This is a genomic window from Nostocoides australiense Ben110 (genome assembly GCF_001050535.1).
Lineage (GTDB): Bacteria > Actinomycetota > Actinomycetes > Actinomycetales > Dermatophilaceae > Nostocoides_A > Nostocoides_A australiense.
In genome coordinates, this window is sequence record NZ_HG764815.1 from 1,499,306 (window position 1) to 1,519,510 (window position 20,205).

Annotated in this window: 14 protein-coding genes and 3 pseudogenes; 5 read left to right on the forward strand and 12 right to left on the reverse strand. The window is 68.7% G+C overall.

Going from position 1 to position 20,205, the window contains the following annotated elements; all coding sequences use genetic code 11:
• Both BN11_RS07200 and BN11_RS07205 read left to right on the forward strand, forming a co-directional pair.
• Window positions 1-848: IS256 family transposase (locus BN11_RS07200; protein WP_048696203.1), on the forward strand; the 848-nt coding region annotated here is incomplete at its 5' end.
• A gap of 66 nt (window positions 849-914) precedes the next feature.
• Window positions 915-1,310 (forward strand): heavy metal-responsive transcriptional regulator, encoded by a 396-nt coding sequence (locus BN11_RS07205; RefSeq protein ID WP_268807153.1) that lies wholly within the window; start codon window positions 915-917, stop codon window positions 1,308-1,310.
• An 805-nt stretch (window positions 1,311-2,115) separates the two neighbouring features.
• Here the strand turns inward: BN11_RS07205 and BN11_RS07210 are convergent.
• From BN11_RS07210 to BN11_RS07275, 12 genes and pseudogenes are all read right to left on the reverse strand, one after another.
• Window positions 2,116-2,262: pseudogene (locus tag BN11_RS07210) on the reverse strand (DUF6112 family protein); the annotation flags it as partial.
• 217 nt (window positions 2,263-2,479) lie between these two features.
• Window positions 2,480-2,959: a DUF3817 domain-containing protein gene (locus BN11_RS07215; protein ID WP_048696205.1), complete on the reverse strand. Its 480-nt coding sequence runs from the start codon at window positions 2,957-2,959 to the stop codon at window positions 2,480-2,482.
• 88 nt (window positions 2,960-3,047) lie between these two features.
• The gene (locus tag BN11_RS07220; RefSeq protein ID WP_201329238.1) at window positions 3,048-4,136 is read right to left on the reverse strand and encodes a helix-turn-helix domain-containing protein; all 1,089 of its coding nucleotides are present in this window, start codon (window positions 4,134-4,136) and stop codon (window positions 3,048-3,050) included.
• 23 nt (window positions 4,137-4,159) lie between these two features.
• Window positions 4,160-4,510, reverse strand: a complete 351-nt coding sequence (locus tag BN11_RS07225; protein ID WP_201329239.1) for a COG3415 family protein — start codon at window positions 4,508-4,510, stop codon at window positions 4,160-4,162.
• A gap of 68 nt (window positions 4,511-4,578) precedes the next feature.
• Window positions 4,579-6,236, reverse strand: a pseudogene (locus BN11_RS07230) (DHA2 family efflux MFS transporter permease subunit).
• Between the two features lie 2 nt (window positions 6,237-6,238).
• Window positions 6,239-6,682, reverse strand: a complete 444-nt coding sequence (locus BN11_RS07235; protein WP_048696206.1) for a DUF2871 domain-containing protein — start codon at window positions 6,680-6,682, stop codon at window positions 6,239-6,241.
• Window positions 6,683-6,722: 40 nt separating this feature from the next.
• On the reverse strand, window positions 6,723-7,343 hold the full coding sequence (locus tag BN11_RS07240) for a response regulator (RefSeq protein ID WP_048696207.1): 621 nt from the start codon (window positions 7,341-7,343) through the stop codon (window positions 6,723-6,725).
• Window positions 7,340-8,623 (reverse strand): sensor histidine kinase, encoded by a 1,284-nt coding sequence (locus BN11_RS07245; protein WP_048696208.1) that lies wholly within the window; start codon window positions 8,621-8,623, stop codon window positions 7,340-7,342. The genes BN11_RS07240 and BN11_RS07245 overlap by 4 nt, the downstream gene beginning before the upstream one ends.
• The gene (locus BN11_RS07250; protein WP_456152336.1) at window positions 8,589-11,753 is read right to left on the reverse strand and encodes a DUF6112 family protein; all 3,165 of its coding nucleotides are present in this window, start codon (window positions 11,751-11,753) and stop codon (window positions 8,589-8,591) included. Before BN11_RS07250 ends, BN11_RS07245 begins: the two co-directional genes overlap by 35 nt.
• Before the next feature lie 440 nt (window positions 11,754-12,193).
• Window positions 12,194-12,961 (reverse strand): peptidylprolyl isomerase, encoded by a 768-nt coding sequence (locus BN11_RS07265; RefSeq protein WP_048696210.1) that lies wholly within the window; start codon window positions 12,959-12,961, stop codon window positions 12,194-12,196.
• Between the two features lie 46 nt (window positions 12,962-13,007).
• On the reverse strand, window positions 13,008-16,676 hold the full coding sequence (locus BN11_RS07270) for a TM0106 family RecB-like putative nuclease (protein WP_083433594.1): 3,669 nt from the start codon (window positions 16,674-16,676) through the stop codon (window positions 13,008-13,010).
• A gap of 169 nt (window positions 16,677-16,845) precedes the next feature.
• A complete protein-coding gene (locus tag BN11_RS07275; protein WP_048696211.1) occupies window positions 16,846-18,411 on the reverse strand; it encodes a dolichyl-phosphate-mannose--protein mannosyltransferase in 1,566 nt (521 codons plus the stop codon).
• A gap of 69 nt (window positions 18,412-18,480) precedes the next feature.
• Between BN11_RS07275 and BN11_RS21255 the strand changes: the two genes are divergently transcribed.
• The 3 genes and pseudogenes from BN11_RS21255 to BN11_RS23525 form a co-directional block, all read left to right on the forward strand.
• The gene (locus tag BN11_RS21255; protein WP_162213179.1) at window positions 18,481-19,086 is read left to right on the forward strand and encodes a class I SAM-dependent methyltransferase; all 606 of its coding nucleotides are present in this window, start codon (window positions 18,481-18,483) and stop codon (window positions 19,084-19,086) included.
• Window positions 19,087-19,168: 82 nt separating this feature from the next.
• Window positions 19,169-19,834, forward strand: a complete 666-nt coding sequence (locus BN11_RS07285) for an ABC transporter ATP-binding protein (RefSeq protein ID WP_048696212.1) — start codon at window positions 19,169-19,171, stop codon at window positions 19,832-19,834.
• Window positions 19,827-20,205: pseudogene (locus BN11_RS23525) on the forward strand (hypothetical protein); the annotation flags it as partial. The gene BN11_RS07285 and the pseudogene BN11_RS23525, both read left to right, overlap by 8 nt.

Below are 20,205 nucleotides of genomic sequence, written 5' to 3' on the forward strand. Positions count from 1 at the left end.
CCGCCGAGTACGAGCAGTGGGCTGCCCGCCGCCTGGAGGGGGTGAGCGTGGATTACCTGTTCCTGGACGCCTCGTTCTTCCGGATGCACCCCGGCAGCCCGGCCGAGCCGGTGCTGGCCGCCTGGGGGATCAGCACCGACGGCAAACCCATCTTCATCGGCCTCGCGCCCGGGGCCGGGGAATCCACCGACGCGTGGGTCGACTTCCTGGCCGACCTGCGCCATCGGGGCCTGGGCAGTCCGCTGCTGGTCATCTCCGACGGCGCTCAAGGATTGATCGCCGCGATCGAGCAGATCTACCCGAAAGCGTTGCGGCAGAGGTGCCTCATCCACCGGCTGCGGAACGTTCTGGCGAAGACCCCGACCGGGATGCAGGACGAGATCCGCGACGGCTACTGGGCCATCTTCGACACCACCGACCTCGATATCGAACCCGGCCCCGCGCTGGTCGACCTGATCGACACCCGCGTCCGCGCGTTCGCCGAGAAGTACGCCGCCATCTACCCGGCAGCGATGAAGATCCTGCTCACCGACGCCGCCGGACTGAGCGCCTACCTGCGCTTCCCGGCCGAGCACCACCAACGGATCCGGCACTCCAACTTCATCGAACGCACCTTCGGCGAAACCCGCCGCCGCGCCAAAGTCATCGGCCGCTTCCCCGGCGAGACCTCCTGCATCAGCCTGGTCTGGGCCGTCCTGGACCGCGCCTCCGCCGGCTGGCGCGGCCTGGCCATGACCCCCGCCGGCTCACGCCTGCTACACGACCTCCGCCGATCCCTACTCGACCCACCCCGCGAACTACGACCCCGACACGCCCACCAAACCGACGCTGTCACCGCCACCGCGTAACATCAACCCCACGAAACCTGAACCAAGGCCCGCGCGTTTACACCGGAATCTGGACGCCACCTGCTGATCGGGGAGCTCGCCAACGCCGTAGGACTACCGAGCCAGACCATCAGGTTCTACGAACGCAGGGGCCTGCTGCCCGCACCCGAAAGAGGTGCCAACGGCTACCGAACCTACGACGAGTCCTCCCTCGCCCGGTTGCGCTTCGTTCAGACCGCCCAGGCAGCAGGCCTCACGCTCGCCGAGATAGGCACCATCATCGATCTCCGCGACGACGGCAACGTCCCCTGCACGCATGTGGCGATACTGATCCACAGCAAGCTCGCCGACGTGCGTGCACGCATCAGGGACCTCGCCCTGCTCGAGACAGAACTCGACGGTCTCATCGAACGCAGCCACCGCCTCGATCCCGACGACTGCACCGACACCGATATCTGCCACATTCTCACCGCATCGCAGTAGCAAGCCACAAAACGTCAGCCCATCTAGCTGCTCGGGCACCGGGACAAGGGAGTACATCTCTTGAGGATGCGGCGGACCATTGTCATTGCGGCCATGCTTTACCTCAGTGCGGCCTTGGGGACTCGCGCCGCGGAAGCGGCGGGCGCGCAGCGTTGCGGCTGTTCATCCTCGTGCTGGTGTCGCAAACCGATCCTCAGCGCCTTCCGCTGGGTGGCACCGGTGGGCCACCGATAACCGGATCGCGGAGGCGCGCAGATGCACGCGCTGGACGTTTGCTAGTCGTAAACCGCGTCCAGATGCGCCAAAGATAGGCTGCGCCGAGCAAGGCCACGCAAGGTCGCCGGGTGACGTTTTGGCAGGTCAGGACCCGTTTCCGCAAGCAAAGGCAAGACACGACCGAGTGCCTGCTCAACGTCAAGGGGTCGCGGAGTCGAATCTGCTCCAGCGTCATTCGGAGTCGGGCGCGCGGGCGACAGAACAGAGCGGAGCACCACAAACTCACCACAAACGTGGTCCGAGACGGCCCTAGGTGTTCCGAGCCCGGCCGGTAGTGTTGCGGGCAAGAAGCAGCTCGATCCGTTGCAGGGCTTCAGATTGAGCGAGTTTGGCATCGAGCAGGCCGAGAAACTCCGAGGCGTCCAGGGACGCCGACCATCAGAGAAGGCCAGGGGTTCGAATCCCCTCAGCTCCACCCCACGCACAAGGCTCGAACCCTTGCCAACGGAAACGTTGGTCGAGGTTCGGGCCTTGTTCATGTCTGCGGCCCAGGTCAGGGCGTTGGCGTTGACCTGCGGATCGAGGAGCACGCGGACACGATCAGCGCGAGGACGCTGAGGATCAGGCCGATGGTCATCACCGCGCGGACGATGGTACGCAGTTGGTTGATCCCCGGCAGGCCGTTGGTGTTGGGGTCGATGTTGATGTCCATCGGCACCAGCAGCGGCGCGGACATGACGTTGGCGAGCAGATCGAACACGGTAGGTCTCCTTGGCGACGGGCGGCCCGCTCACGAATTCGCAGACGGGGTACACGCCACAGGTGCACCCGCCAAACCTCGTTCCGCAGGCCAGCGGAGACCACAGCCAGCGATGCTGTCCTACGGGTTGCTGATAACTCCCGCCGGTAGCACGCTTTACGGGGCTACCAAGTCGGCGCTTTGTCGGCTGCTTTTAGTCACGGGGCACGGGTGGCCCCAGCCAGAGCAGGGTGATGAAGAGCGTCGTCACGAGCAGGATCAGCAGGATGATCGACAGAAGTACGTGTCGTAGTACCCAGGCCTGGACATGCTCGATGAAGCCGTGCGGTGCCTCACCGCCGGGCGCGAGCCGCCAATCGCCGGTCAGCAGTCCTTTGCGATCGGCGACGATCTCGAACGGCACCGTGGCGAACGGGATGATCGCGAGCAGCAGCCCGGTGAGGCCGAGTCGGAGAGGCCATTTCTGGTTCACGCATACGAAGATCGTGGTCGCGGAGTAGCACAGGAAGACGAATCCGTGGATGCCTCCGGCGATCGGGACGAGGTTGGCGACATCGAACGCGCGGAGAATGAGCGTGGTGATGAGACCGGCCCAGGTGAACATCTCGGCGATGGCGAAGCTCCGGAAGAGCATGCGCGGGCTGATGGTCTGGGGTTTGTTTGTCGTGGTCATGAAGGATGAGCCTCTTGCTGTGCTTGACGTGTGTCTGAGTCTTTGAGACATTCCGCGGGATTAATTCCCAACCAAGGTGCGGTGGTGGTCATGACTGTTTTCCTTGGTGTGATCGACGGTAGTCGATCCGGTTCTGGCGTGCAGCGGCCATGCCCTCGCGTCGTGCCTGACGGATCTGCTCGCCTCGGCCGAGGTGTTCGTCCTCGGGGGTGACGTAGCCGATCCCGGCGTGCAGGCGCAGGGTGTTGTAGCGGTCCTTGACGAGGGTGAGCTCGGCCTCGAGTATGCCGGGGTCGGTGATCTTCTCCAGGTGCGGGTGCTCGGTCTTGGCGTGGCCGAAGAGGGACTCGATCCAGGGCTGGTCGGTCGGGGTGCCGGGACGGCCGAAGCGTTGAGCGATGTACACCCCGGCGAGGAACTCGCGGGTGGAGTGCGACCTCATCTGGGGTCCGTTGTCCGAGACGGTCAACAGCAGTGGTATCTGCTCGGTCTCGGCGATGGCCTTCTCGAGCGCGTCGGCCTGGCCGCTGCGCAGCGCAGCGACCAGGACCTTGCTGGCCTCGGCGTCACGGGCCTGGACCGTGGCCATCAGGCCCTGCTCATAGAGTGCCTCGAGGAAGCACACCTCGACCTGGGTGGAGGACTCCTCGGCCGAGACCACGGTGGCCAGCCAGTACTTCGAGACCACGTCGATGACCGCGACCGCGCACCGCTTGGCCCGGGTGAAGTGCGTGAAGTCGTAGCACCAGATCCGGTTCGGAGCCCACTCCAACCAGGGCGGCCAGGTCGGCTTCGGCGCCGGATCCCGTGGCGGATTCCCAGGAAGCACAAGCCCTTCCGCAGTCAGGACCCGCCGCACCGTCGCCGGTGAGACATGCACCAGCTGCTCCCGTGAGCCGCGGTGAGCGAGCTTGCGGTGCGAACGGTCGACCTCGCCCCACTGAGCGTGCAGCTCGATGATCGCGGCCCGCTCGTCCTCCAGGATCCCATGCACCGCCCCACCACCAGGGACCGCGTCGGCCAGCCCGTCACGACCGTGTGCGACGTAGCGGGCCCGCCACCGCGCGACCCGGTCCTGATCCACCTCGAGCAGCGCGCACGCCGTGCGGGTGGACCAGCCCGCCCGCTCGGCGTGAGCGACCAGGTCGAGCAGGCCGGCCTTGACGGTAGCGTCCACCCGGGACGGGACTGGGCCGGCGCTCAGTCCCAACGCGCTTTTCCCTCGTGCAGGTACAACGCCACCGCCTGCTCGGTCACCGTCGCCTTGAGCCGCTCGACCTCGGCGCGCAGCTCGACGATCTCGGCCTGCTCCGGGGAGAGCCCCGGACGGCCGGGCTTGGCCGACAACGCCGTCAACGCCCCGGCCTTGGCGGCCTTGGCCACCGAGACCACCACCGAGCGGTCCACCCCGTACTTGGTCGCGATCTCGCGCTGGGTGCCCTGCCCGGTGAGCATCGCCACCCACATCTCGTACTTCTGAGACGGCGCCAACACGCGTCTCTTCTTCCGCGGCGTCGTCTTCTTCGACATGTTCTGATCCGACATGGTCATCGACCTCCTGATCGACTCGCCACGCCGCACCCTGGTTGGTATTTAATCCCCCCAGATGTCTCACGAACTCAGACGCAGAACAGTGCTGACGGGTTGATGGGAGTGGCAACCGATGCACGGCGCAGGCGCAGGGCACCGATGAATCCGAGCGCGAGGAACACGGTCGCGATCAGGAGCGCCCAGCGGGTCGCATCGGCGAATCCGCTCGTGAGCGCGTCGACAGCCGTCGCGGTCGATCGCCGAGACTGCTCCTGCTTCCCTGTTCTCGGAGCTGCATGATCGTGGTGCCCGCGGACTGGCGGGTGGCGTCGGCAAGCGAGTCCGCCTCCGCGCCGGTGAGTCCCGCGTCGCCGAGGGCGGTGGGGAGAGTGAGCGCGAGGGAGATCGAGAGCGTCGCTCCGGCGAATGCGGTACCGAGGGCGGAGCCGATCTGCCGGACGGTGCTCTGGGTGGCCGATCCCTGGCCGGAGACTTCGACGGGGATGTCCCGAAGGACGGTACTGGTGAGCTGTGCGGAGGCGAGACCGAGGCCGAGACCGTAGACGACCAGAGGAATCGCGATGAGCCAGCCCGGGGTCGCAGGCCCGAGGAGCAGTGCGAGGGCGAGGACGCCTGCGACTTCGAGGCCCAGCCCGATGAGTACGGTTCCGGGCGCGCCGAACCTCGCGGCGAGATGCCGGGCCGCGGCACCGGAGAGGAACGCGCCGACGGCCATCGCGGCGAGCACGAGGCCGGCGCCCATGACGTCGAGACCAAGGGCGTTGATGAGGTAGAGCGGGAGGACGAAGATGATCGCGAACTCACCGACGGCGACCATCGCGGCGGTGAGGTTCCCCCACGAGAACGTGGAGAACGAGAACAGGTCGAGGTCGAGGAGCGCGGCGCGCTGCACCTTCTCGCGGTGTCGTTCCCAGATCACGAACAGGACCAGCGCGATCGCGGCAACGGCGAACGCGACGGGCACGGCGGAGATCGCTGCGTGTTTCGGCCATACCCATCCGAAGACGGTGAGGTCGCTCTTCGGGGTCCACCAGCCAAGGTCGGGGCCTTCGATGACGGCGAACACGAGCGCCCCGAATCCGATGGCGCTGAGCAGCGCGCCGTCGACATCGATACCGGGACGCTTCTTCTCACCGCGCGTCTCGGGCACGGTGAAGAGCGCGGCGATGAACACGAGGACGCCAAGTGGGAGGTTCACCAGGAAGATCCAGTGCCACGAGGCCCACTGGGTGAGCGCACCGCCGGCGAGTGGGCCGACGGCGGCAGCACCGGAGATCACGGCGCCCCATACCCCGAACGCCGCGGCACGGTATTTGCCTCGAAACACGGCGTTCACGGTGGAGAGGGTGGAGGGCATGATGAACGCCGCCCCGACTGCCTGCACCGCACGCGCCCCGATCAGCACCCCCGCGGTGGACGCGGCGGCGGCGAGCAGACTGCCGGCGACGAACACGATGAGGCCGGCGAGGAAGAGCCGCTTGCGCCCCCACCGGTCCGCGAGGTTTCCAGTGGAGAGAAGCAAGGCGGCGAGCAGCACGGCGTAGAGGCTGTTCACCCATTGCGCGTCGGTGAGGTCGAGATGCAGGTCGCCGATGATGGCGGGCAGCGCGACACCGACGACCGTGCCGTCGAGCACGATGAGGCCGAGCCCGATGGAGAGGACGGCAAGGCCGAGCCATTCCCGCCGGGTCGGCGCGCTCTCCTGGGTGGTCGGTGCTGCAGTCATGGTCAGACCGCTGCGGCTTCGGCGGGCACCGGCGTGCGGCCGGTAACGGCGCGGCGGAGCGCGACGAAGAAGACGATCATGCCTGCCGTGATCGCGATGTGCCCCAGTCCTGCGATCCCCGCGATCATCGCGTTCGATTCCTGACCGAGGACGGTGAGGGTGCCGTGCCAGATGAGCATCGCGGAGGTGAGGATCACTCCGGCGTTGTAGAGCCAGAAGAACCAGGCGAACAGCTTCGGGCTGCGGGAGATCGCGAAGACTTTTTCGAGGGCGAGCACGATCAGCAACACGATGAACCCGAGGGTCAGCAGGTGCGTATGGGCGAGGCCGAGCTGGGTGAACTGGCCCTCGGGGAAGTCGTTGAGCTTGGTGAACTCGCGGTAGAACAGGCCGGAGGCGACACCGGCGAGCATGTAGATGAACGAGGCGTTGAGCAGTCTCTTCACGGGTCAGGACTCCTTTCGATGGGCGGATGTCTGGTCGCGGTCAGATCAGGCCGGTCTCCTGCGCGACATGGATCGCGCGGGAGCGGCTGTCCACGCCGAGCTTGGTAAAGATGTGGACGAGGTGGCTCTTGACGGTGGCCTCGGTGACGAAGAGGGCACGGGCGATCTCCTTGTTCGCCGATCCGGTTGCGAGGAGACGGAGCACGTCGATCTCGCGGTCGGTGAGACGTGGGAGTGGGCTGCGCATGCCCTTGAGCACCCGGGAGGCGAGATCGGGGGCGAGTACCGTGTCGCCGGCTGCGGCACGTTGGATGCCGTCGATGATGACGTCGGGGTCGACTTCTTTGAGGAGGTAACCCGCTGCGCCTGCTTCGATTGCCCCGAGGATTTCGGCGTCGCGATCGAAGGTGGTCAGGATGAGCACCGCAGGGGCGGGGTCGAGGGCGCGGAGCGCGGCCGTGGTCTGGATGCCGTCGATGCCGTTGCCGAGGCGCAAGTCGCAGAGCACCACATCGGGGCGCAGATGTGCGGCCAGGGCGAGCGCCTCCTCGCCGGTAGCGGCCTCGCCGACGACCTGCAGAGTCTCCGCCGCATCGAGTACGGCACGGAGCCCGCTGCGCACGACCGGGTGGTCATCGACCAGGAGCACGGTGGTGGTCATGGCATCTCCTCCGTGGTGGGGTCGGCAACGGTGACCGAGACTGGGCCCGGACGGATCGGGAGGTGGATGGAGAGGGCGGTGCCCTCACCAGGCGTGCTCTCGATGTCGAGGCCGCCGCCGAGTTCGCGGAGGCGGGCTCGCATGAAACGCAGGCCGTAGCTCGATCCGGCGTCGGCGTCCTGTTCCCAGGCGGGCTGGTCGAAGCCTGTGCCGTCGTCGATGATGTCGAGCCGCACGGTGTCGTCGGCGTCGACGAGGCTCATGACGACACGGGATGCTCTGGCGTGGAGACGCGCGTTCGCGAGGGCCGACTGTGCGGTGCGCAGGAGTGCGACCTCGACTTCGGTCGGCAGGATCGGCATCGAGTCGTCCACATGCAGCTCGACCGCGAGTCCGGCCTCGTCGTGGGCGCGGTCGAGCATCCGTTGCAGTGCGGAGGCGAGGGCGTCGTCGTCGAGTTCCACAGGGGCGAGCGCGGCGACGATGCGGCGCACGTCGGCGAGGCTGTCGCCTGCGAGGGTCTCGACCTGTTCGAGGGTGCGCGCTGCGTCCGGGTCTTCAGTGCGGCCGGCTCCGGCGTGGGCGAGGAGTCGGATTGAGGAGAGCGCTTGGGCGATGGTGTCGTGAATATCGCGGGAGATGCGCGTGCGTTCGGCGATGGCGCCCGAGTGGCGTTGGGCGAGCGCGAGTTCGTCCTGTAGCTCGGCGGTCTCGGCTTGGGCTCGGGTAAGCGAGGCAACGAGGCGTTCGCGTTCGGTGGCGTCGCGGAGCAGTTGCAGGTAGCCGCGGGAGATGCCGAAGGCGAAGATGCCGCCGATGAGGGGCCCGAAGATGTTGGCGTAGTCGGTGGTGCCGTGGTGCAGGATCGGGGCGACGATCACGACCGTGAGCACGAAACCCGAGAACAGCAGCCCCCACTTCAGCGGCAGGAGGTGCCCGGCGAGGAGCCAGAGCAGGAACGCGAGCCAGACGAACTCGGCGGAGACCGCGACCGCGGCGATCCAGATCGCGGCGAACCCGAGCAGCCACCACACCGCCAGGCTGCGTGACCGGGTCTTCGACGGCAGGATCGTGCCCGCAGTGTGCCAAGCGAGGATCGCGACACCTGAGATGATCGCCGCGGGCATCCCCACCCCGTCGCCGAACGCGCGGATGACCCCGATGGCGGTCAGCACGACCGCCATAAGGTGCTGACCGATCTCCATCGCCCGCACCGTCGTCCCCGCGACCGCCGGGCTGGGCGGGTCAATGGACGTCAATGGAAGGTGTACGAGACCCATGAGTCGATTCTCCCTGGCGGGCATGCAGCTTTCCTGGCCACCAAATGCGATCCCCGGTGAGGCCGAAGATCGCGGGCACGATCACGGTGCGCACCACGAGTGTGTCCACCAGCACGCCAATGCCGACGATCAGGCCGAGCTGTCCGAGGGTGACCAGCGGCAGCACGCCGAGCGCGGCGAACACGGCGGCGAGCACGATGCCGGCGCTCGTGATGACGCTGCCGGTGTGCGCGACGGCCTCGACCATGCCCGCACGCGTCCCCAACCGCGTGGCCTCGGTTCGTGCCCGATGGACAAGGAAAATCGTGTAGTCGATGCCGAGGGCGACCAGGAACAGGAACGCAAGGATGGGCACCTGGAGGTCAAGGGCCTGTTGGCCGAACAGCACCCGGCTCCGCCATGCCCCCGCCCCGATCGCAGCGACCGCGCTGGCGAGGTTCACCAGGAGCAGCAGCACCGGCGCGACCAACGAGCGCAGCAGGAACAGCAGCACGAGGAAGCTCACCGCGAGCACCAGCGGCGCGATCAGCAGCAGGTCGTGCTCGTTGCCAGCCCGCGCATCCAGCTCGGTGGCGACCGCGCCGCCCACCAGTGCGTCCGCTCCCTCGACCGGGTGCACAGCCGCCCGCAGAGAGGTGATCTGGGCGAGGCTCTGTTCCGTGCCGGGCGAGTACTGGCTGGTCACCATCAGCTTCGTCAACGAGCCGTCATCTGTGGTGCCGACGGGGTGGGCGCGCGCGACACCCTCGACCTCGCTTGCGGCTGCTGCGACCTCGCCCGCAGCCTCGCTGTCGGTGATGATCCAGATCGGCTGCGCCTCTCCGGGCGGGAAGTGCGCCGACAGCGTCTCCAAACCCGTAGCGGAGTCCGATTGCACCCGGAACTTCTCCAACTGGTCCAGGCCTATCGAGGTGCCGAACAGTCCGGTCGCCATGACCGCGAGCAGCGCGAGCCCGGCCAGCAAGCTCACCACGGGACGCTCCGACACGTGGGTGGCGACCGCGCGCCAGGCCCGCCCCTGATTGGCTTCTTGTCCCGGTCGCGGGATGAAAGGCCAGAAAACTCGGCGTCCGCACACCGCTAGGAAGGGCGGCAGCACGAACAGCACCGCGGCCAGCGCGATCAGCAGCCCGAGCGCGGCCGGAACGCCGAGGCCGCGTGTCATCGGGATTGTTGCGAACAGTAGGCTGAGCAGTGCGAGCACCACCGTGAAGTTCGAGGCGAGGATCGCGGGCGCCGTCTTGCGCCACGCCGTGCTGAGCGCTGCGCGATCGTCCTCGGTGCGCTGCAGTTCCTCCCGATACCGGGAGATCAGCAGCAGGGCGTAGTTCGTGCCCGCACCGAACACGAGCACGCTCACGATGCCCGCATCAAACTCCAGATTCCAGAACGACCCCGCCGCCGCGGTGACCCGTCCGGCGAGCCCGTCGGCCAGGGCGACCACGATCAGGGGGAGCAGCCACAGCACCGGCGAACGGTAGGTGACGATCAACAGGATCGCCACGATCAGGATCGTCACCAGCAGCAGCGTGAAGTCCGCGCCCTCGAACGCCGTCGCAACGTCCGCGCCGAACGCCGGGCCACCCGTGACGTGCAGCACCAGCCCGGCCGGGGCGTTCGCGCTGACCTCGCCCCGGAGTTCCTTGATGACCTCCGCAGTCTCGGAAATGTCCGCACCGACGGTGATCGGAGTGACGAGAACCGCAGCCCGCCCATCCTCGCTCACCATCGGCTCCGACGACTCACCTGCCGCCTGCGCGTCGAGCACCGGAAGCAGACCCGTGAGGGCTTCAACATCCGCGTCGGAAAGCTCCGCTCCATCTTCGCGGGAGGCCACCACGAGCACCGACTGGCGATCCGCGTTCGGGAACTGCTCCATCAGCTCGCTCACCTGCATCGACTCCGAACCCACCGGAGCCTGCCCGGTGCGCGCCGGTGCCTGCGCGCCGCCGAAAATACCGAACAACACCACCATCACGAGCACAGCGACGCTGAGAGCGATCCACGCGCCACCACGCGAGGTCAACCGATCAGAGAAGCGCGAACGAACTAGAGAACCTGACATGCCATCAACTCCACCAGGGGCGGCGATCCTGAACATCGCGGAAGAGGCTGAAACAAAGATCAACCAAAAGATTGATACGGCCTTCACGTGACTCACTCGGTGTCGATGCCACAGCGGCAGCGGCTCGGCGGGGTCTGGACCTAGAGTTGCTGGCCGAGGTTGAGGAGCCAGTTCATCCAGGCGACGCCGCCTCCGGCGAGGACGGCGGCGCCGAGCGCCACGAGGACTCCGGTTCGGCCCTTTGCTGGCGGTGGCGTAGTTGCCGTGGGCGGTCGCAATGGCCCACACGATCGCCCAGACGATCAGCATGAGGACGGCGACGATGAGGACGAACGTCAGGAGCGCACCGACCACGGCGCGGAGGTCTCCGATTCCACCGAGGCCGTCGAAGTCGGGAAAGACACCCACCAGATTTGGCCTTGCCAGATGAGGTACTGGACGCCGAGTACGTCGGCGTTGTCTTTCATCCAGTTCGTGACTCGCCAACCGGCTTCGAGCTGGGCGGGGTTGGGGCGTTGGCCGATCTGGTTGCCGAAGGTGATGTCGCAGGCGCGTCCGAGGGGATGCTCGGACTTCGTGCCGGGGCGGGGTGAGTAGCAGCCCCACGGCGACGGGCGCGTAGTTGCGGTAGCGGTCGGGGTAGGCCGAGACCTCGACAGCTTGGGCAGCTTCGCCGGGGTCCATGTGTTGCCAGCCGGGGACGTCGAGCAGTCCGCGCGGTGAGGGGTAGTTCGGTCCGGTCGGCCCGCCGAAGAACGCCCGCACCTGATACTGCGGGTCCATCAACTCTGCGACAGTGCCCCACCCGGATTGTGGGCGCATCTGGAACAGGCCGAGTGAGTCGTGGTCGCTGCCGTTGCCGTCGTTGGGGTAGTTCGCCGACTCCGGGTAGGTGCCGGTGTTGGTGAGCATGCGCAGCGTGGACTCGGTGAGCGCGGCCATCAGCGCGATCTTGATTCCCGGCCTGCCCACGTCGGTGATGCCGTTGCCGACCGTGATGATCGTTGCCGCGTGCGTGAGCTGTTGACGATTCAGGGTGAAGGTCTCGCCGTTCGCGGTGGTCACGGTGAGCGAGTCCGGGATCGGGCCGTCCTGGCCCCCAGCGAGGAGGACCGGTCCCCCACCCCCGAGGAGAAGGCCGTCTTGGACGCTCTTCACCTGCGCAAGATCGACTTGGCTGACCGGGTATTGATTTGTTAACCCAGGAGGGTACGTCGGCGAGTCGACGCGAAGGGAACTGGCCTACGCCCAGGCGGCTGGGAAGCCGATCACGTTCACGGACCCCGTTGCGTGACCGTGCGCGCACTGCGCTACCGGATCGAGCGAATTGCCGGGGCCGGAGCCGAGGCGTTGAGCCCTGATCCATTGTGGGGTGGGCCAGGCGCATCGTCCGGTGTACGAGGTCGTCGACGCGGACGTCCGCACGTACCTCCACCCACGAAACCGAAAACCCCTGGACCCTCTGGTCCAGGGGTTTTCCGGTGCCGCGGGGCAGCCGGGGACGATCAAGCGCCGCCGGCGCCGGTGCGCTTGGCGCGCTCGATGATGGTCGTCATCGCGGGGGCGCCGTCCTCGGGGTAGCCCTCGTCCGACGGAGCGACGCCGGCGGCGGCGATCTTGTCGAGGACTGCCATGCCTTCCTCGGTGATATGGCCGAAGACGGTGTAGTCGGGCCGCAGCCGCGAGTCCTCATAGACGAGGAAGAACTGGCTGCCGTTGGTGTCGGGGCCGCCGTTGGCCATGGCGAGCAGGCCGCGGGTGTAGTTCTTGCGGGAGCCGTCCTCGAAGCCGGGCCAGTTGGGGAGCGACTTGGCCGTGTTGAGTTCGTCCTTGAACCAGTAGCCCGGGTCGCCCCAGCCGGTGCCGAGCGGGTCACCGCACTGGAGCACCGAGAGCGCGTAAGGCGCCGTGTGGTAGGCGGTGAGGCGGTGGCACTGGGTGCCGTCGTAGAACTTCTCCTTGGTCAGATAGAGGAAGCTCGCGACCGTGCACGGGGCGCCGGCCTTGTCGAGGATGACGGGGATGTCGCCGTGATTGGTCTGCAGGACCACGGCCGCCTTGCCATGGGTCTGGGCCTTCTTGGGGTCCGGCGGCAGGCCGGTCCACGTCGAGTAGGTCTGGTCCTCCAGGGGCGTGAACGCGCACGCTCCGGTGGTCGGGCCGGACGCCGGCGATTCGGGCTTCGCCGATGCCTGCGGTGCCGTGACGGCGGTGGTGCCGGCGATCAGGGCTACGGCGGCAAGAGTGCGGATGGACTGCTTCGAGCTCGGCATGGGTTGTGCCTCCCTTGGTATGCCAGGGGCCGGGTCGCCCCGCACTTCACCATAGGGTGACCTGCTCGTATGTGCGCGTCGGAGCGTCCGCCGAAGTCGTGGCCGGCGCCACGTCGGGAGCGCGGGTCAGCCGGAGGAACGCCCCGAGCAGCAGCAACTCGTGGGCGCTGGAGGGGGTGAAGTCGGTCAGCTCGGGGGAGTGCACGACATACGCCGCCCACTTGCCCCGCGACAGGGCCACGTTGAGTCGGTTGCGATCGAGCAGGAACCGCATACCCCGCGCGACGTCCGAGCGCGCGGAGGCGGCCATCGACACGAAGACGATGACGCCCTCCTGGCCCTGGAACTTGTCGACCGTGCCGACGGGCACCTCGGGAAGACCCGCCGCGTCGAGGACTTCGCGCACCCGCGCGACCTGCGCGTTGTAGGGCGTGACGACCCGGAAGTCGCCCGCCACCAAGGGGCGGGGACCACCCGGCTCGTCGGGATCGTCCCACGGCGCGCCGAGCAACTCGCCGATGCGCGCGGCGATGGCCTGCGCCTCCTCCACCGATTCGACGGTGTTGTCGCGGTGCGCGACCGGTAGCACGTGGACGCCGGGATCGACCCCGTCCAGCGACCGCGCGGCGGTCACGGAGTCCTGCGACCCGAGGGAACCGGCATACGACAGCTCGGAGATGCGCTCGGCCAGGCGGGGGTGCATCCGCCACGTGCTCGCCAGGAAGTAGCCGTATGCCGGGTCCAGGGTGTCGCGGCCGGCGATCAGCCAGCCCAGCGCGCTCCGGGCGACCGGCTCAGGATGCTGGCCCTGGCTGACCTCGCCCAGCTGCTGGGGGTCGCCGAGCAGCAACAGCCGGTCCGCGACGAGCGAGGCCGCCAGCGTCGTGGCGAGCGAGTATTGACCGGCCTCGTCGATGACGAGCAGGTCGAGCTGTCCGGGTGCGAACCGGTGGGGATTGGTGAAGTCGTATGCCGTTCCGCCGACGACGTAGCCGGCCTCGGCATGGGTGGTCGTGAACTCCGCGAGGTCCCTGTCGCGGTCGGCGAAGTGCCGCCACGGCGGGTCGACGCGCCCCGGCGCGTACTTGCCCACGTGCGCGCCGTCGAGCCCGGCGCGCACGACGGCGTCGAGGACGTTTTCGACCGCGGCGTGCGACTGGGCGACGACCCCGACCTTCCAACCGTGCTCGCGCACCAGGCGGGCGATGACGTGCGCCCCGACATAGGTCTTGCCCGTGCCGGGCGGGCCCTGGACGGCGAGATAGGAGTGGTCGAGCGCAAGCGTCGCGGCCGTGATCGCCGTCACGAACTGCTCGGGAGACCCGTCGAGCCCCGGCAGCTCGGCGTCGCCGAGCAAACGGGGCGGGGTCCGCCGCAGGATGTCGAGGCCCGCGCGCGCCGGCAGGTCGGGCCACTCGGCGGCAACCTGCTCCGCGATGTCGGCGACGGCAGCGTCGAGGTGTTTGGTGCCCGGTGGTGGGCCGGGAACCAGGGCCAGCGGGGCGGCGGCGAACGGCTCGAACTTCTTGGGCAGGGTCTCTTCGAGGATCCACGTCTGGTCGCCGCCCGGCTGATCGGGTGCCGTCGGCGTCGACGCGGCCCCGACGGCGATGATCGTCGCGTGGGTCTCGCAGACCCGCAGCGCGGGGCTGACCGGGCGCAGTTGTGGCGGCGGGGGCACGTCATAGACGACCTGGTAGGAGTCGCCCACGCGGGCGGGACGGCTGCCGCGTCCCTGCCGGCCGGTCACCTCCAACCGGCGCCGGAGCACCTTCTGGTTGCCCGTCTTGCCCCACTCGGCGACGACCTCGGCCTGCCCGACGAGGAAGACCTCGGCCTGGCCGGCCCACTCGTCGACCGGGTGCCGCAGCCGGTCGAAGTGCTGCCACCAATAGGGCTTGACCTCGCGCCGGTTGTATTGCAGCGCAGCCGAAACCAGCGCCAGCGCCTGCTCGTCGCGGGTGCGCTCGTGCGCAGGTTTGTCGCCGAGGAGTTCGCGCAGTTGCTGCTCGAGGGCCTCGGCCCGCGCCCACATGGTGCCGGCCGGCCGGTCGGCCCCGCCCGCGCTTGCCCCACCACCGCCTGCCTGGCCCGTGCCGCCCTCGCTCCCGCCGGCCTCGCTCGTCCCGGCATCGACGTCGACCTGGACCAGGCCGACTCCCGCGCCGCTGCCGTCGGCCTGGGCGAGCAGCCAGTCGCGCAGCCGGAGCGTCGAAAGGCAGTCGTATTCGTTGTAGGCGCGGATCGACTCCAGCCGCTGGACGGCCTCCTCCTCGCGCCCCTCGATCCGCGCCTGGACGAACTCGTGATAGGCCACGATCGAGTCGCCGCCGGTGGCGACGGGTCCGCGCCGCAGTTCCTCGCCCATATAGAGCGGCTCGAGCTTCTTGATCGAATACGACTCCTGCGAGACACGCACCGCGGCGCGGACCACGGCATACAGATCGACGAGCACTCCCTCGCGCAGGAGATCGTCGACCTCCTGCTCGCCCACGCCATAGCGTGCTGCGAGCCGCAGCAGGGCCGACTTCTCGTAGGCGGCATAGTGATAGATGTGCATGTCGGGGAAGGCTTTTCGCCGCTCCGCCACATAGTCGAGGAAGTCGCGCAGCGCCTGCCGCTCTTGGGCCCGGTCGTGCGCCCAGAAGGCCCGGAACACCGGCGGTGCGCCGCCGACCGGTGCCTCGATGACCCCGAAGAGGTATTCGAGTCCCGACGAGCGCGAGCCCGGCTCGGACCACATCGGGTCGCCCTCGAAGTCGAAGAAGACGTCGCCGGCGCTCGGCGGCGGCAGGGCCGCGATGGGGAGGGCGTCGATGATCTCGGACGTGACCTCACCCGTGGCGGCCTGCCGCCGCTGCAAGCGGGCCTGCGCGCGCACGCGGCTCAGCACCGAGTCGGGCAGATCGGGGACCGGGTCGGTGCGCTCCGCCAACTCCTCCATGGTCGTCACCCCGGCGGCGAGGAGGCGCTTGCGCTGGGAGGTATAGACACCGGCGACCAGCAGGACGTCGTCGTGGGCGCGCAACTCGGCCTCGCACGCCGGGCACCGCCCGCAGGCGTGCACGCCCTCGGACCCCCACAGCGCCGGCAATCCGGAGTCCTGATGGGCATCGAGCAGCCCCAGCAGCCGCGTCATCCGGGAGCGCGCGACCGGGAGGATGACGTCCAGCGGGAAGGTCCGGTGGTCGCCGTTGCCGAGCACGAGGACGGCGTCGTCGGCGACCGGGACCCCCATCGACCGCAGCTGATCGGCATACGACGCAAGCTGCAGCAGGCTCGCGACCGTCTCCTCCCGCGCCAGCTTGGTGTCCCACACCTGCCAGCGGCCGGCGTCGTCGCGGACGACGAAATCGGCATACCCGGCGAAGCGTCCCGCGACGAAGGCGGCCTGATAGATCACGCTCGCGTCGGAGGCCAGCGCAGCCCGGGTTGCCGCGACGGCGGCCTCCAGCCCTTCGCGGGTATGCGGTGGGCGCGGGATCTCGCGCACGGCACCGGGGTGGTCGCGCACCAGCTCGCGCAGCACCCCCTGCTCGTGCGCCAGGCCGAGGGCGACGGTGCGCTCCAGCACCGGGTCGTCGCCGCCGGGCACCGCCTCCGCCCGCCCGAGCATGACGTCGAAAGCCCTCAGCAACCCCCACTCGCACGCCGCGGCGGCGCGCAGGTCGGAGGCGCTGACCGTCGCGCGCGTCTCGCCGGGAAGGATGAACACGCCTCAGACCATATGTCGCGGGTCCGACAGTCCGACGCCGGAGGCCGGACCGGCCCGCTCCGGGGCGAACTCAGCAGAGGTTAGTCAAATCAGCAGACCTAGCAAGCTGTGCTGATTTGACTAGCCTCTGCTAGCAGAAGTTACTTGGCCCCAACGGGTTTCGCACGGATCAGATCCAGGAGGGGAACCACATGTGGGCGGCCCAGAAGCTGTAGGGCACCACCTGGGCGGTGTAGATCGGCCAGTAGAACGCGAACAGGCTTAGGGTGACCAGGCAGAAGGCCCCCACGGCGAGCAGGCCGCGGCGCCGCCGCGGCCACGGGTCACCGCGCCGGCCGAGCATCAACCCGAGCATGAAGGTCGCGATGAGCACGACATACGGCTCGAAGGCGATCGAGTAGAACTGGAAGATCGTCCGGTGCTGCAGGTCCATCCACGGCAGCCAGCCCGCGGCGAGCCCGCACAGCAGCGCCCCGGCGCGCCAGTCGCGGCGGAAGATCCAGTGATACAGGCAGAAGAAGATCCCGATAACCGCGAGCCACCAGATCGAGATGGTACCGAGAGACGAGATCGCCTTGGAGCACTCGTTGACCGTGCATCCGTCCACGCCGCGCTTGGGGCTCTCGTAGAAGAAGGACGTCGGGCGGGCCTGGATGATCCACGACCACGGGTTGGCCATGTAGTCGTGCGGCGCCGTCAGCCCCTGGTGGAAGGTGTAGGCCTCCTGGTGGTAGCTCCACAGCGACCGTAGCGATCCCGGGATCCAGCCGAAGCTCTCGGACGGGTGCGTGTCCGCCCAATGCCGCTTGTAACCGTGGTCGGAGAGGAACCAGCCGGTCCAGCTCACCAGATAGGTCACAGCCGCCGTGCCCACCATGGCGACGAACGCGAGTGGTCCCTGCACGACGAGCGCCGAGGCCACCCAGTGCTTGATGCCGGCAGCGCGGAAGGCGCCCATGTCCCACAGCACGCTCATCAGCCCGAAGCCGACGAGGAAGAACGCGCCCGACCACTTGGTCCCCGCCGCCAGGCCGAGGCACAGCCCGGCGACCCACCGCCAGGCGCGGATGCCGAGCAGGGGCGCCCACGCCTCATACGTATGCCGCGACAGCCGCCCGGTGTGCTGCGCCAGCCGTTCGCGCATTTGGTCGCGATCGATGAGGATCGCCCCGAAGCCGGCGAGCGCGAAGAACATCAGGATCAGGTCGAGCAGCCCCGTGCGGGAGTGGACGAAGTGGTGCCCCTCGAATGCCGTGAGGAAGGCGGCGAGGGTGCCGAGGAAGCTGGAGCGGAACAGCCGCCGGGCGATTCGCCCCACCATGAGGATCGACAGCGTCCCGAGCACGGCGACGGAGAACCGCCAGCCCCACGAGGAGGTCGGCCCGAAGAGCCACTCCCCGAACGCGATGACCCACTTGCCCACCGGCGGGTGCACGACCATGTCGCCGTTGTCGGTGATGAAGACCTTGGTGTTGCCGTGGGTGAAGAGCGGGTCGACGACCTTGCCCTCGCCGTTCCAGCGCATCTCGACCCCGTAGTCGAGCATGGAGACGCCCTGCTTGACGTAATAGGTCTCGTCGAAGACCAGTTGGTGGGGCCGGTCGAGCGCCCAGAACCGCAGGATCCCGCCGAGGACGGCGAACAGCAGGGGGCCGAGCCACCCGGCCAGCCGGTCGGTGGGCCGGTATCCGAGCAGGCGCTCGCGCAGCTCCTCGGTCCGGGTCACGCGCGCCATCGTATGTCGCGAAACCCCACGACGGGTCCGCTTCTGGCATCCCGTGGCGGCGGTGGGGATGATGCACGGGTGGGGAGTCCGCCGAGAGCCAGCGTTCATGATGCCGCGCACTGGGATCAGCGGTATGCCGATCCGGCCCGCGTGCCGTTCGTCGCGCCGGAGCCGGTGGTCACCGACGTGATCGCCGACGTGGTCACCGACGTGGTCGCGGGGGTGCCGGGCGCGTGCGGCACGGCTCTGGACATCGCCTGCGGCGAGGGCCGACACGCGGTGTGGCTGGCCGAACAGGGGTGGCGGGTCACCGCGATCGACTTCTCGGCGGCGGGGATCGCGACCGGCCGGGCGCTTGGTGCCGCCCACGGCGTCGACGTGGAGTGGGTGGTCGGCGATGTGCGCACCTGGCGGCCCGCCGCGGCATACGACCTGGTCCTGACGTGCTTCGTCCATCTGGAGGAGCAGACGCTGCGCAGCGTGCGCTCGTGGCTCGCGCCCGGTGGCCACCTTGTGCTCGTCTCGCACGGCGCTGGTCCTGGGGGCCCGGGGCCGCGCTTTCGCACCACCGTGGCGGCGATGCGGGAGCGCGCCGGCGACCTGGAGGTGCTCGAGTGCCGGGAGGTGGCCGGCGAAGCCGAGCGGTCCAGCCGGATCCTCCTGCACGCCCGCCGCCCCGCGTGAGCGCGGTGACCCGTGCGCCCTCTCTGCTGTGGTCTCTGCTGGGGTGCGATGGCGGGTGCGCGATTCGCCTTAAGGTGCCCCTATGAACGGGGGGAGTGCGGCAGGGCCGCGGGTGGTCGCGGATCGGGTGAGCAAGACGATCGGCGTCGTGACGCTGCTGGCGCCGACGTCCGTGACGGCCGAACCCGGCCGGGCCCTCGTCGTGCGCGGCCGCAACGGCATCGGCAAGACCACCCTCTTGAAGATCGTCGCCGGCACGCTCGCGGCGACCACCGGCACGGTGACGATCGACGGCCGGCCCAGCGACGAGCGCGACAAGACCATCCGGCGGCGGGTGGCGGCCCTGCTGGGTGCGCCGGCGGCATACCGTGACCTGACGCTTCGAGACCACCTGACGCTCATCGACGCCACCTGGGGCGGCGACTCCGACACGTGCGAGGAGCGGGTGGGCAACGCGCTCGGCCTGCTCGGCATCGGCGACCTCGCCGCACGCTTCCCACACGAACTCTCCTCCGGCCAGGGACAGCTCTTCCGGCTCGCCCTGACCCTGTTCCGCCCGAGCGACCTGCTGATCCTCGACGAACCCGAGCAGCGTCTCGACACCGACAAACGGGTGCTGGTCGGCGACCTGCTCGCCGCCCGACGTGACGCGGGCACGACCCTGGTCGTCGCCACCCACGACCCGCCGCTCACCGAACGCCTCGCCGACGAGGTCCTCGACCTCGGCTGGGGTCCCGCCGATGAATGACGATGCCGCAGAACGTGAATCGCTCGACGACGCCCTCTTCGTCCTGCACGGAGAGGAGGGCACCGGGACGATCCGCCGGCTGCTCTATGCCGGCTATCTCGTGCTCATCTTCGGCGGGGTCTACGGGTTCAACGTGCTGCGGGCGGTGCTGGTCACGTCCGATCCGCAGTTGGTGCGCTCCGCGGTCGTGTCCGTATGGGGTGTGCTCGCCCTCCTCGCCGTGCTCGCCGGGCTGGTGCTCGCCGCGTGGCGGGCCGGCCGGGTGCGCGGGCCGGTGGTGCCGCCGCTGCCGTTCATCGACACCGTCGTCGCCTCGGCGCTCGACCGCTGGCTGGTGTTGCGCGAGCGGGGACTGGCGTTGTTCGTGGGTG